The 13,788-nt window shown below is 32.8% G+C and carries 15 protein-coding genes; all 15 read left to right on the top strand.

Features of this window, described 5'->3' with window-relative positions:
• Positions 1 to 2 precede the first annotated feature (2 nt).
• The 15 genes from V4538_11840 to rpsU all read left to right on the top strand — a co-directional run bounded on the left by V4538_11840 (position 3) and on the right by rpsU (position 13,714).
• Positions 3 to 2,699, top strand: a complete 2,697-nt coding sequence (locus V4538_11840; GenBank protein ID MES2381727.1) for a PAS domain S-box protein — start codon at positions 3 to 5, stop codon at positions 2,697 to 2,699.
• 3 nt (positions 2,700 to 2,702) lie between these two features.
• Positions 2,703 to 3,137, top strand: coding sequence for a response regulator (locus tag V4538_11845; protein MES2381728.1), 435 nt, complete (start codon positions 2,703 to 2,705; stop codon positions 3,135 to 3,137).
• Positions 3,138 to 3,174: 37 nt separating this feature from the next.
• Positions 3,175 to 3,348, top strand: a complete 174-nt coding sequence (locus V4538_11850) for a DUF3820 family protein (GenBank protein ID MES2381729.1) — start codon at positions 3,175 to 3,177, stop codon at positions 3,346 to 3,348.
• 8 nt (positions 3,349 to 3,356) lie between these two features.
• A complete protein-coding gene (locus V4538_11855) occupies positions 3,357 to 3,926 on the top strand; it encodes a pseudouridine synthase (protein ID MES2381730.1) in 570 nt (189 codons plus the stop codon).
• Positions 3,927 to 4,032: 106 nt separating this feature from the next.
• Positions 4,033 to 4,689 (top strand): fructose-6-phosphate aldolase, encoded by a 657-nt coding sequence (fsa, locus tag V4538_11860; protein ID MES2381731.1) that lies wholly within the window; start codon positions 4,033 to 4,035, stop codon positions 4,687 to 4,689.
• Positions 4,690 to 4,773: 84 nt separating this feature from the next.
• Positions 4,774 to 5,301: a 3-hydroxyanthranilate 3,4-dioxygenase gene (locus tag V4538_11865; GenBank protein MES2381732.1), complete on the top strand. Its 528-nt coding sequence runs from the start codon at positions 4,774 to 4,776 to the stop codon at positions 5,299 to 5,301.
• A complete protein-coding gene (locus tag V4538_11870; protein MES2381733.1) occupies positions 5,301 to 5,630 on the top strand; it encodes a MerR family transcriptional regulator in 330 nt (109 codons plus the stop codon). The genes V4538_11865 and V4538_11870 overlap by 1 nt, the downstream gene beginning before the upstream one ends.
• A 72-nt stretch (positions 5,631 to 5,702) precedes the next feature.
• Complete coding sequence (locus V4538_11875; GenBank protein ID MES2381734.1) at positions 5,703 to 6,902, top strand: bifunctional 3,4-dihydroxy-2-butanone-4-phosphate synthase/GTP cyclohydrolase II; 1,200 nt, start codon at positions 5,703 to 5,705, stop codon at positions 6,900 to 6,902.
• A 56-nt stretch (positions 6,903 to 6,958) separates the two neighbouring features.
• Positions 6,959 to 7,702 (top strand): ABC transporter permease, encoded by a 744-nt coding sequence (locus V4538_11880; GenBank protein ID MES2381735.1) that lies wholly within the window; start codon positions 6,959 to 6,961, stop codon positions 7,700 to 7,702.
• Positions 7,699 to 8,427, top strand: coding sequence for an ATP-binding cassette domain-containing protein (locus V4538_11885; GenBank protein ID MES2381736.1), 729 nt, complete (start codon positions 7,699 to 7,701; stop codon positions 8,425 to 8,427). Before V4538_11880 ends, V4538_11885 begins: the two co-directional genes overlap by 4 nt.
• Positions 8,428 to 8,497: 70 nt before the next feature.
• Positions 8,498 to 10,540, top strand: coding sequence for a tetratricopeptide repeat-containing sensor histidine kinase (locus V4538_11890; protein ID MES2381737.1), 2,043 nt, complete (start codon positions 8,498 to 8,500; stop codon positions 10,538 to 10,540).
• A 36-nt stretch (positions 10,541 to 10,576) separates the two neighbouring features.
• Positions 10,577 to 11,752 (top strand): glutamine-hydrolyzing carbamoyl-phosphate synthase small subunit, encoded by a 1,176-nt coding sequence (carA, locus tag V4538_11895; GenBank protein ID MES2381738.1) that lies wholly within the window; start codon positions 10,577 to 10,579, stop codon positions 11,750 to 11,752.
• Between the two features lie 74 nt (positions 11,753 to 11,826).
• Entirely contained in the window at positions 11,827 to 13,119 is a 1,293-nt protein-coding gene (eno, locus tag V4538_11900; GenBank protein MES2381739.1) for a phosphopyruvate hydratase, read from the top strand.
• A gap of 39 nt (positions 13,120 to 13,158) precedes the next feature.
• Positions 13,159 to 13,458, top strand: a complete 300-nt coding sequence (locus tag V4538_11905; GenBank protein ID MES2381740.1) for a septum formation initiator family protein — start codon at positions 13,159 to 13,161, stop codon at positions 13,456 to 13,458.
• A 61-nt stretch (positions 13,459 to 13,519) separates the two neighbouring features.
• Complete coding sequence (gene rpsU, locus V4538_11910; GenBank protein ID MES2381741.1) at positions 13,520 to 13,714, top strand: 30S ribosomal protein S21; 195 nt, start codon at positions 13,520 to 13,522, stop codon at positions 13,712 to 13,714.
• Positions 13,715 to 13,788 lie beyond the last annotated feature (74 nt).

Raw genomic sequence — 13,788 nt, forward strand, 5'->3', positions numbered from 1 at the left:
TGATGAGTTTAGAAAACGAAAATATTATCCTGAAACAAAAACTGTCTCAACTTGAAATAGAGTTGCAGCAAGTACGTGATACAATTTCAATTCCATTAAGTAAATTAAAACAAGAAACTATTTATCGCCAATTAATTGAATACTCCAGCGATATTATTTATGAGATTAATACCGAAGGATTACTTACCTATATTTCTCCAAGTTGGACAAAATTATTAGGACACCAGCCACAAGAAGTTTTAGGACACCAATTTGAAATATTTATTCATCCCAATGATTTAGCTGAAAGAAAAGCTTTTTTACTAAAATTAATACGCAATAAAACAGATGATGAAATTGAATATAGAGTGCTGCACAAAAACGGTAATTATATTTGGTATAAATCAAGAGTTACAATAGTAAAAAGCGGCAACGAAAAATTTTATATTGGCAATGCACGAGATACGAGTGCAGAGAAATACGCACAAGAAAAGGTACACTTAGTTGAGTTTACCATTCAAAAAGCAACTATGTCCGTTTTTTGGATTAAATCAAATGCTACATTTTTTGAAATGAGCGAAGCTGCCCATAATACACTTGGATATACCAAAGACGAATTAATGCGTTTAAGTATAGAAGACATAAACCCTGAATATAGTATTGAAACGTGGCCAAACCATTGGGAAGAATTAAAGAAAAACAAAACACTTGAATTTATAACAAAACAAAAAAAGAAAGATGGAACAGAGCTTTTAGTTGAAATAAAGGCTAATTTTATTCAGTTTGGCGATATAGAATTAAACTGTGCTTTTGTTACCGATATAAGTGAAAGGAGTAAAATAGAACAAGAATTAAAAGAAAGTGAACAACGCTTTAACGTAGCCATAGCCGGTTCAAGCGATGGTATTTGGGACTGGGATGTGAAAACCAATTCAGTTTATTTTTCAGGTCGGTTTAAAACCATGTTAGGTTACACTGAAAACGATTATTTGGATGGCCCAAAATTTTTAATAGAAGCTGCCCATCCAGATGATTATAACAGAACCGTTTTAGCTATTGAAAAAAGTTTATCAAATAAAACAAACTATAGCAATGAGTATCGTTTAAAACTAAAAACAGGAACCTATAAATGGTTTTTAGTAAGAGGCCAGGCTATTTGGGACGAAAACAATGCACCCATTCGTATGGCAGGTTCGTTAACAGATATACATGAAAAAAAATTAGCACAGGAAGAATTACAAAAAGCAAATGAGAGGTTGATTCAGAGTGAAGAAATGTTGCAAGAAAGCGATTCATTACAAAAAGCAATTATTTCAGCTTTACCCGATTTAATTTTTAGGAGCTCAGCTGATGGTACTTTTATTGATTACCATGCACCTGACAATGATTTATTAATTGTACCACCGGAAGAGTTTATTGGTAAAAAGCCTACTGATTTTATGGCTCCCGATTTAGGCAATGAGTTAATAAAAATAATTAATCATGTTGTAACAAGTCAGGAGCTGGTAAACTACGAATATTCGTTAAACTTAAATGATAAGGAATATGATTTTGAAGGTAGGATAGTGCCTTTTGGTACCAGCGAAGTGTTGGCTATAATCAGAAACGTTACTGATAAAAAAATTGCAGAAAAAGGAATTAAAGAAAGTGAAGAACGCTTTAAATCATTGGTACATAATATTTCCGATATTATTTCATTAATAGATGAGAAAGGATTTATAAAATACCAGAGCTCATCTATAAAACAGATAATGGGTTATGAAGAAAATGAATTACAAGGTAAAAACATTTTCGAAATAGTTCATCCTGAAGATCACTTAATAGTGGCTCAAGCATTTAAAAATGCGATAGAAAATGAAGGTAATAGCCCTGTTGCCGAATTTAGATTGTTAAATAAAAACGGTGATTATATTTATTTAGAAGCCCAAGGTAATAACCAACTAAATAACCCTTCAATAAAAGCAATTGTTGTTAACTCCAGGGATATATCGCAAAAGAAAAAAGCAGAATTCGAAAAACTTCAATTGATAAAAGAACTTACACAAAATAACAAAGAGCTTAAGCAGTTCTCCTATATTACTTCGCATAACATGCGAGCTCCTGTAACCAATTTAATGGCCATTGCCGATTTAATAGATTTAAGTAAAATTGAAGATAATGATAATAAAGAACTGATTAAAGGCTTTAAAACATCAACATTTCATTTAAACGAGACATTAAATGATTTGATAAAAATTCTTATTATAAAAGAAAATACCAACCAAAATTTACAATACATTAAGCTGGATACGTGTTTAGAAGAAGTAAAATATTCCATTGACTCTATTATAAAAAATGCACACACACAAATAGAAGTAGATTTCTCAGCGTCCAATGAAATATACTTTAATAATGCTTATATGGAGAGCATATTTTTAAATTTAATTACCAACTCCATTAAGTATAAACATCAAGATCGAAATCCAATTATTAGCATATATACCCAATTAGTTAATGGGCAAACAGTGCTTTATTTTCGGGATAATGGCATTGGATTTAACGAAGAAAAGGTAAAAGGGAAAATTTTTGGCTTGTACCAAAAATTCCATAATCATCCTGACAGCAAAGGAATTGGTTTGTATTTAGTGCAATCACAAATTAGCTCATTGGGCGGAACCATAGATGTAGAAAGCAAAGAAGGTGTTGGTACAAAATTTATTATTACTTTTGCCAAAAAATAAAATATGATTCCTTTAGTATTATGTGTAGATGATGATTCCATAACATTGATGTTATGCAATATGATTATGCAAAAGGCTTCGTTTAGCAAAAAAACAATTACCGCCACCAATGGCAAAGATGCCTTAAGTTATTTTTACGAACAAAGGAAACTGCCTGTTGCAGAGCAAAGCCTACCCTCGTTAATATTGCTTGATTTGAATATGCCCGTTATGGACGGGTGGGAGTTTTTAGAATTGTTTAATAATGATTTTGCTGATTTTCATAAAAGCGTTAAAGTAGTTATTTTGTCATCGAGCGTAAATCCGGAGGATAAACAACGAGCACATTCTTACCCTTTAATTATTGATTTTATTCCCAAGCCTTTAAGTGCAGTAAGTTTAGAAAAAATTAAACAGTTAGATGAAATAAAATCGTTTTTTCAAAGTGCCGGAGTATAACCCAAAAGAAATATTACTAAGTTTAGTACAAACAAAAATGCCCTATGGTAAATACAAAGATGTAACCATTTGTAATATACCTGTCTACTATTTGGAGTGGATGCAAAGGCAAGGTTTCCCAAAAGGAAAGCTAGGTGTACAGTTAGAAACCATGTACGAAATTAAACTAAATGGCCTCGAACATTTATTAACCCCCTTGAAGAATATTTAAAAAGTAAAATGGAAAGCCATAAACATTTTATTATACATAAGCCATTTGGTTACCTAAGTCAGTTTGTTGTTGATATAAAAAAGAAAAAGCTTTTAGGAGAGTTATATCCATTTCCTGATGGTATAATGGCCATAGGTCGCTTAGATGAGGATAGTGAAGGACTTTTACTGTTAACTACAGATGGTGCCGTAAGCGAATACATACGCAGCCGCAAAGTAGAAAAAGAATACTACGCACAGGTAGATGGCTTAGTAACAGATGAAGCCATTGAGCAAATGCAAAAAGGCGTTGAAATTGGGATTAGAAATGTAAAATATATTACCCAGCCATGTAAAGTATTCCGTTTAGCAGATAAGCCAGGTTTTGCAGAACGAACAAAAAAAATAAGAGATGAAAGGCATGGCCCAACTTGCTGGATTTCCATTACACTTACCGAAGGCAAATACCGTCAGGTTAGAAAAATGACCGCAGCCGTTGGTTTTCCAACATTGCGACTTTTTAGGGTAAGGATTGGAAATACCGTATTAGGTACAATGGAACCCGGAGAAGTAACAGAAGTGAGCCAATTTAAAATTTAAAACCCTTAGACATTTAAAGGTTCATTACTTTGTATATTATTGGTTAACTATTTAACAGAATAAATTAACATAATTTCATTTTATTTGCGGCTCCAAAAAATATATTATGAAGTTTTTTATTGATACAGCCAATCTTGCTCAAATTAAAGAAGCAAACGATTTAGGAATTTTAGATGGTGTTACAACCAATCCGTCATTGATGGCAAAAGAAGGTATTAAAGGCGATGCTGCTGTAATACAACATTACAAAGATATTTGTGCTTTAGTAGATGGCGATGTAAGTGCAGAAGTAATTGCAACTACCTATGACGAAATAATTAAAGAGGGAGAGGCTTTAGCAGCACTGCATAAAAATATAGTGGTAAAAGTACCCATGATAAAAGATGGTATTAAGGCCATAAAATACTTTAGCACTAAAGGAATCAGAACCAACTGTACATTAGTATTTAGTGCGGGTCAGGCTATTTTAGCAGCCAAAGCAGGTGCTTCATATATATCGCCATTTGTTGGCAGGTTAGATGATATTGGGTTTGACGGAATGGAACTAATTGCTCAAATTTCGCATATATTTTCAGTACAAGGTTACGAAACAGAAATATTAGCAGCATCAATACGTAATCCAATACACATTATTAAATCAGCAGAAGCAGGTGCTGATATTATTACAAGCCCGCTTGATAGTATTTTAGCCTTGTTAAAACACCCTTTAACAGATAGTGGCTTAGAGAAATTTTTAGCAGACCATAAAAAATTAAATTCATAAAATTAAAATGCCCTGAATAATAAAAAGATTTAGGGCATTTTTTATATTTGAAATCTTTAACCAGCCACATTTAAAACTACTAACATGATAAGAAGACCCTTTAACTTACAAAAATGGATAGATGAAAACAGGCATTTATTAAAACCGCCTGTTGCTAATAAAAATTTATATCCAGAAGGAACAGATTATATTGTAATGATAGTTGGTGGGCCAAATGCCAGAAAAGATTATCACTATAATGAAACCGAAGAGTTGTTTTATCAATTAGAAGGAGAAATAACCGTTCGTATTCAGGAGGAGGGTAAAGCCGTTGATATAAAATTAGGCCCTGGTGATATGTTTTTATGCCCGCCAAATACCCCACATTCCCCATTAAGAACAGAAGGCTCCATTGGTTTGGTAATTGAAAGAGTTAGAAAAGGCAAAGGTTTAATGGACGGTTTAATGTGGTTTTGCGAAAAGTGCAACCATCAGTTAAAAGAATACAAGTTTGAGTTAAGTGATATAGAAACCGATTTCTTACCCCGTTTTAAAGAATTTTATAGCTCTGAAGAAGCACGTACTTGTAAAAATTGCGGGCACGTAATGGAAACAGATTCACGTTTTGTTTAATGCCAACCGAAGAAATAGAAAAATATTATATCAATATAGGCGAACTAGCTAAGAAGTTTGATGTTTCCGTTTCGTTAATTAGGTATTGGGAAAAAGAATTTAAACAATTCAGACCCGATACAACAGAAAAAGGTACCAGAAAGTACAGCAAAAAAAATATTGAAACATTTAGCCTGTTATATAGGTTAATAAAAACAGAAGGATACACCATTGAAGGTGCCAAAGAAAAATTAAATAAACAGCCCAAATTACAGAGCAATCAGGAAACCATTGAGAAATTAACGGAATTGAAAAGCTTTTTAACCAGACTGAATGATTTGATTGGATAGTTACAAGGCCAGAATTGCTAGTTTTTAAATTCAACATCCATAAATCAAAAAACATAAATCAAAAATCAAGAAATGTTTAATACCATAGAAGAAGCCATTGAGGATATAAAAAACGGTAAGATTATTATTGTTGTAGATGATGAAGACCGTGAAAATGAAGGAGATTTTTTAACAGCAGCACGAAACGTAACTCCCGAAGTTATCAATTTTATGGCCAAAGAAGGTCGCGGATTAATTTGTGCGCCACTTATTGATACCCGTTGCCAGGAGCTAAAGTTAGAGTTGATGGTGAGCGATAATACCACATTACACGAAACTCCATTCACCGTTTCAGTCGATTTATTGGGTAAAGGCTGTACAACAGGCATATCAGCACAAGACAGAGCCAAAACCGTACAGGCATTAATTGACCCCGCTACAAAACCAGAAGAATTAGGAAAACCCGGACATATATTTCCATTAAAAGCAAGACCAGAAGGTGTATTAAGAAGAGCCGGCCATACAGAAGCAGCTATTGATTTTGCACGTTTAGCAGGTTTTGAACCAGCGGGTTGTATAGTTGAAATACTGAATGAAGACGGAACCATGGCACGATTACCAGAATTGGTTAAAGTGGCCGAAAAGTTTGATATGAAGTTAGTAACTATTAAAGATTTAATAGCTTACCGATTAAAGAAAGAAAGTTTAATTCAAAGAATTATATCAGTTGATATGCCAACCGAATATGGTCATTTTGTTTTAACAGCATACAAACAAATTGATACCGATCAGGAACATCTAGTGCTTCAAAAAGGAACTTGGGAAGAAAATGAACCCGTTTTAGTACGTGTACATTCAAGTTGCGTTACAGGCGATATATTTCATAGCATGCGTTGCGATTGTGGTGATCAGTTGGCCAAATCAATGCAAATGATTGAAAAAGAAGGCAAAGGAGTTATTATATACATTAATCAGGAGGGCAGAGGTATTGGTTTAATTAATAAACTAAAAGCCTATAAATTACAGGAACAAGGTTTAGATACCGTTGAAGCCAATATAAAACTTGGTTTTAAAATGGACGAAAGAGATTATGGTGTAGGCGCACAAATGTTACGCGATATAGGAATTTGCAAAATGCGTTTAATGACGAATAATCCTACCAAACGTGCTGGGTTAATTGGCTATGGCTTAGAAATAGTAGAAAATGTACCCATTGTAGTAGAGTCAAATCCGCACAATAAAAAGTATTTCGAAACCAAGCGTGACAAAATGGGGCATGAGTTTACAAGCTAAACCCTAAATAATAAGTAAAATTATATATTTTCGCACCCATTATTCACTAAGTAAACATGAAGTTTTTTCAACATTTTGGTGAGTATTTATTGTTTTTAAAAGCAGTATTTACCAAGCCCGAAAAAAGTAAAATATTTATAAAGCAGATTTTTACAGAAAGCAATAGCATCGGAGTAGGTTCATTTGCCATTATATCATTAATCAGTTCATTTATTGGGGCCGTTTCAACTATTCAAATAGGCTACCAGTTAGTGAGTGGAATTTTACCCGATTACTTAATTGGCCGTATTGTACGCGATAGTAATATTTTAGAATTTGCTCCTACAGTAACAGCGTTAGTATTAGCTGGAAAAGTAGGTAGTAATATAGCTTCAGAAATTGGTACCATGAAAGTTACCGAGCAGATTGATGCATTAGAAATTATGGGTATAAATGCAGCCAATTATACCTCATTAGCCAAAATTATATCAGGCATATTAACCATACCCATGTTGGTTTTGTATGCTATGTTATTAAGCTTAATAGGCGGAGCCATCTCGGGTTGGGCCTCAGGAATTATAAGCGTTGAAAGTTTTGTAAAAGGATTGAGAACCGACTTTATGGGATACAATCTCGTTTTTGCTATGACCAAAGCATATACCTTTTCATTTTTAATTACTTCAGTTTCAGCTTTTCAGGGTTTCAGAACACAAGGAGGAGCTTTAGAAGTAGGAGAGAGTAGTACAAAAGCTGTGGTTTACAGTTGTATGAGTATTATATTTTTTGATTATATCATTTCACAATTAATGTTATTCAAATGATAAAATTAGAAAACATAAATAAAACATTTGGTACCAAACAAGTGCTTAAAAACATATCAGCCAATTTTTATACCGGTAAGTGTAACTTCGTAATAGGAGCGAGCGGTGGCGGTAAATCAGTATTAATGAAGTGCATGGTGGGTTTACTCACGCCCGAAACAGGCAGCATTATGTTTGATGACAGGAACTTTTTAAAGCTCAATTACAAAGAAAAAATAAACGTAAGAAAAGACATAGGCATGTTGTTTCAGAATACAGCCCTGTTTGATTCATTAAATGTAGAAGATAATGTGGCATTTCCTCTACGTATGTTTACCGATTTTACAGAAGAACAGATTTTAGAAAGAGTAAACTTCTGTTTAAGCAGGGTAAACCTGGTAAATGTAAACAAACTGTTCCCCTCCAATATTTCAGGTGGACAAAAGAAACGTGTTGGTATTGCCCGCGCCATAGCCTTAAATCCTAAATATTTATTTTGCGATGAGCCTAATTCAGGCCTTGATCCATTAACAAGCCGTGTTATAGACGAACTGATTAAAGATATTACTAAAGAGTACAATATAACTACCATTATAAATACCCATGATATGAAGAGCTTGTTCGTGATGGGAGAAAACATTGTATTTATTCATCAGGGACAAAAATGGTGGGAAGGTGAAAAAGAAGGTATACGCTCTTCAGGAAATAGAGAGCTATTGGCTTTTATGGAAGCCAGCGAATTTTAAATACATTTTAAATGTTATTTAATTCAATTATAATTAGCTTACTTTGCTTCAAGGCTTCCCATTTTTAAAAATGAAACAGTACAGAGTAACAACCTTAAGTGTGCATAAACAAATAAAAATAGGAGTACTTTTAGTAGTTTTATTTTTTAGTGGATTACGCTTAATAGCTCAGGAAAACAATGTTTTGTTTGATAGTTTAAGAGACGAAAGCCGTAAAAACTATTTTTCTGGAAATTTCGAAAAAGCTTTTGAAATTAATGATTATGTACTTAAATTAGCCATTGAGAAGAAAGAAAAAAAGTATCAAATTTATTCGTTGAATACTTTTATGTTCTATTCCATTAATGACAATAAATATCTACCTGCCTTTAATGCTTCAGAGGAAGCCATACATATAGCAAAAGAAATAAAAAACGATACCCTTTTAGCCTATTTATACATTTACAGAAGTGAGTTATTGGCAAAAATAAACAATACTGATGGTGCAATAACCTATTTGCTAAAAGCAAAAAGGATATTGATGAAATTTGATGATTACGAGAGTTCATTACTACTCAACTCAACCCTTGCTTTATTTTATTACAACCAAAAAGAGTATTCAAAAGCAATTCAATACTTTAAATTAGCATTGGAACAATATGCTAAAAAGAAAGATACAAATAATTATAGAGGAGCTTTCGATAATATAGGTTTATGTTACAGAAATTTAGGTAACTACAAGTTAGCCGAATTTTATTTTAAGCAAGCCATCCATTTTTCAAAGTCATTTAAATCAGATATTGGAGAAGTAAATGCCAATATCAATTTAGCTGTCAATTATTCATTACAAAAAGACTTTAATAAAGCCATTAGTATTGCTAATTATACCGTTAGTCTTATTAAGAAATATAAAATTACCGATAACTACTTAATTGAAATTAGCACACAACTGGCTAAAATATATTTAGAAAAGAAAGATTTAAAAAAACTAGATTCAGTTATGAATCAGTTAGGTAAATTGTTTTATGATGATAAAGTAATAAGTGAACAAAGGCTAAATTATTTAGAAGTTGTATATAAGCGGAACAAAATGGCCGAAAGCCCTAATTATGTATACGATTTTGAAAACTTTATTGCAATAAAAGATTCGTTAGAAGGCCTTAAAAAAGTGAAGCTGGATAGCGGTGTCAGTAATAAATATGAAATAGCCGAAAAGCTTGAAAATTATACCGACATAGAACAAAACTTAAAAATAGAAAAGGTAGAAAAAACATGGGCCATCTACTTAATCATTATCATTTCAATAGCAGTTATTGTTCTATCTTTCTTAATTTATAAAGCCCAGAAAAATATAAAAAATGCCAATTTGCTGAAAGAAGAAATTACCCAAAAGAACAAAGAGCTGGAAATTTTAAACAAGCAAAAAGATTATATATTAGCTACTGTAGCACATGATTTGAGAGGTCCTATAGGCAACATAAGCAGTATTACAAGCTTTATAGAAGAAGAAACCGTTTTAAGCGAAGACAATAAAAACTTTATTAAGCTTATCAATCAAAGCGTTGATTTATCATTAAATATAATCAGTGATTTAGTTGATGCGATTGCTTTAGACAATAAAACAATGTTACTAAAGCAAGATAAGATTTTACTAAAAGAAACGATTGAAACGGTGCTTAGAATGTTGCAAACCCAGATAAACAAAAAAGAAATTTCAATACATACTGATTATTTTGATGGCCTGGAAATTAAAGGAGATAAGAACTTAATAATAAGAGTGTTTTTTAATATCATATCCAATGCGGTTAAGTTTGGACGAAAAAATACAGAAATAGCCATTGAGACCATTTTGTTTGATGAGAACAATGTATTGATAAAAATTATTGATAACGGAATAGGAATAGAAGAAGAACATTTAGCGGCTATTTTCGAACCTTTTACAGCATTATCAAAAAAAGGAACGGCAGGCGAAAAATCAACAGGTTTAGGCTTATCAATTGCTAAAAAAATAGTGGAGCTACATCATGGTCGGATTTGGGTTGAAAGTAAATTAGACGAAGGTTCTACGTTTAATGTGGTATTGCCATTAAATTATTTAAATCAGATTTTAAAAAGCATCCCGGCTAATTTTTAGAGCATTTATAAGCATGTTACAGCTTGTATTGTAACCATGTGGACAAACATTGAAAAACCTTCATTGGCAAAAAACTTAAAAAAGTATACTTTTGCCAAAACCCAAACCACCTTGAATAAGTTAATTAATAAATTTCCTGCAGTGTTACTTTTAGCCGATGGCACTGTATTTAAAGGCACTTCTATTGGTAAAATTGGTACAACCGTTGGTGAAATATGCTTTAATACAGGCATGACCGGCTACCAGGAAGTATTTACCGACCCTAGTTATTTTGGACAGATTTTAGTAGAAACCAATGTTCATATTGGTAATTATGGTGTTCATAATGACGAAATTGAAAGCAGCGATATAAAAATTGCCGGTTTAGTTTGTAAAAGTTTTAACGTAGTACACGATAGGAAACAAGCCTCACAAACCATTCAGGAATATTTTGCATTGAATAACTTGGTTGGAATAGCCGATGTAGATACAAGAGCTATTGTTAGGCACATTCGCCAGAAAGGGGCAATGAATTGTATTATTTCATCAGAAGAAAAAACAATAGAAGAGTTACAGGCTGAATTAGCTAAAGCACCTTCAATGGAAGGTTTAGAACTTTCAAGTAAAGTTTCAACTCCCGAAACCTATTATGTAGGCAATGAAAATGCAGCTCGCAAAGTAGCCGTACTTGACTTAGGAGTAAAACAAAATATATTACGTTGTTTAGCTGACAGAGACAATTACCTAGCTGTTTTTAATTGCAAAACATCATTTCAGGAAATGATGAAATTTAAACCTGACGGTTTTATGATATCAAATGGTCCTGGCGACCCCAGTGTTATGCCATATGCAGTAGATACTGTTAAACAAATTGTTGATGCAGGAGTTCCATTGTTTGGTATTTGTTTAGGTCACCAGATATTGGCCGAAAGTCAGGGATTAGAAACATTTAAGATGCACAACGGGCACAGAGGCTTAAATCATCCGGTAAAAAATTTAGTAACCGGGTTAAGTGAAATTACCTCTCAAAATCACGGTTTTGCTGTTAAAGCAGATGATGTAACAAGTAATGACAATATAGAAGTAACACATATTAACTTAAACGATAATACCATTGAAGGCATAAAATTGAAAAACAAAAAAGCTTTTTCAGTCCAATACCATCCGGAGGCAGCACCAGGCCCTCATGATAGCAGGTACTTATTCGATGACTTTGTGAAAATAATGAATTAAAAAACCAATCGGTTTGAATTTTTAGTGATAAAATAGATTACATAATATACTTAACTTAAAAAATTAAATAAAAAATGGGCTCAATTGTAGAAATTAAAGCAAGACAAATTCTTGATTCAAGAGGAAATCCAACGGTAGAAGTGGATGTAACAACAGAAGACGGTGCATTAGGAAGAGCAGCCGTTCCAAGTGGTGCATCTACAGGAGCACATGAGGCAGTGGAATTACGCGATGGTGATAAAGCTGTTTATTTAGGCAAAGGTGTTTTAAAAGCAGTTGAGAACATAAATGGTAAAATAGCTGATGCGCTTTTAGGAGTTGATGTATTTGAGCAAAACAATATAGATGCAGCCATGATTGCTTTGGACGGAACTGAAAATAAAGCAGTTTTAGGAGCCAATGCAATTTTAGCAGTTTCATTAGCTTGTGCAAAAGCAGGAGCCATTGAATCTAATATGCCTTTATACCGTTATGTTGGAGGAGTAAATGCAAATACGCTGCCTATTCCTATGATGAATATAGTGAATGGCGGTTCGCATGCTGATAATTCTATTGATTTCCAGGAGTTCATGATTATGCCTGTTGGTGCCGATAGCTTTAGCAGGGCATTACAAATGGGAACAGAAGTTTTTCATCATTTAAAAGCAGTTTTAAAATCCAAAGGTTATTCAACCAATGTGGGTGATGAAGGTGGTTTTGCTCCCAATATTAAATCGAACGAAGAAGCAATAGAAACGGTATTAACAGCTATAGAAAAAGCAGGTTTTAAACCGGGACAAGATATTTATATAGCAATGGATGCTGCAACAACCGAGTTTTACGATGAAAAAACAGGTTTGTACACATTTAAAAAATCAGATGGAAAACAAATGACTTCATCAGAAATGGTGAGCTATTGGAAAACATGGTGCGATAAATATCCGATTATTTCAATTGAAGATGGTTTAGCGGAAGATGATTGGGCTGGATGGGCTGAATTAACCCAAGTATTAGGTAGCAAAGTGCAATTGGTAGGGGACGATTTGTTTGTAACCAACACCAAACGTTTGGCTGATGGAATTAAAAAAGGAGTAGCCAATTCTATTTTAGTAAAAGTAAATCAAATTGGTAGTTTAACTGAAACTATTGATGCTGTTAATTTAGCTACACGTAATTCATATACCAATATTATGAGTCATAGAAGTGGCGAGACTGAAGATACTACTATTGCCGATTTAGCTGTTGCTTTAAATAGCGGACAGATTAAAACGGGTTCAGCAAGTAGAACAGATAGAATTGCTAAATACAACCAACTATTACGTATAGAAGAAGAATTAGGAGGAAATGCTTATTATCCTGGTTTGGATTTTAAATTTTTAAAAAAATAAGATCATTATTGATGCTTTCCATGGTTTAAACTGGAACAAATGCAAAAACTAGTACTCAAATATTATAAATATTTAATAAACAAATATGCCATAGCAACCGGGTTATTTTTGTTTGTTTTACTATTTAGTGATAGGAATGGATTAGTCAATCAATGGGAACAGAAAACCAAGTATAACAGGGTTTTAGAAGAAAATAAGTATTTTAAAACAGAGATAGAAAAGCTGAATAAGGATTACGTTAACTTGTTTTCAAATGCAAAAAATTTAGAGAAATATGCACGTGAAAAGTATTTGATGAAACGTGATGATGAAGATGTTTTTATTATTGTAAAAAAATAGTTTGCATTTTTATTTGATAATCTTACATTTGCAAGCCCAATGAAGGGAGGTGTAAAGGGATATGATATATATTAACGTAAAAGAAAACGAATCATTAGACAAAGCGCTAAAAAAATTCAAAAAGAAGTTTGAGAAAACTGGTGTTGTTAAGGAATTACGCGCTCGTCAATCATTTGTTAAACCATGTATTCAAAATCGTATGCAAAACATTCGTGCAGCATATAAACAAAAAATGCAGCAACAAGTTGAAGCATAATTAATAACTAATTTTAGTAAAAATTACAAAAGCCCATTTTTTAAATGGGCTTTTTGTTTGTTTTTTCAAGAAAA

This window comes from Bacteroidota bacterium, assembly GCA_040388375.1.
Lineage (GTDB): Bacteria > Bacteroidota > Bacteroidia > UKL13-3 > UKL13-3 > JAAFJM01.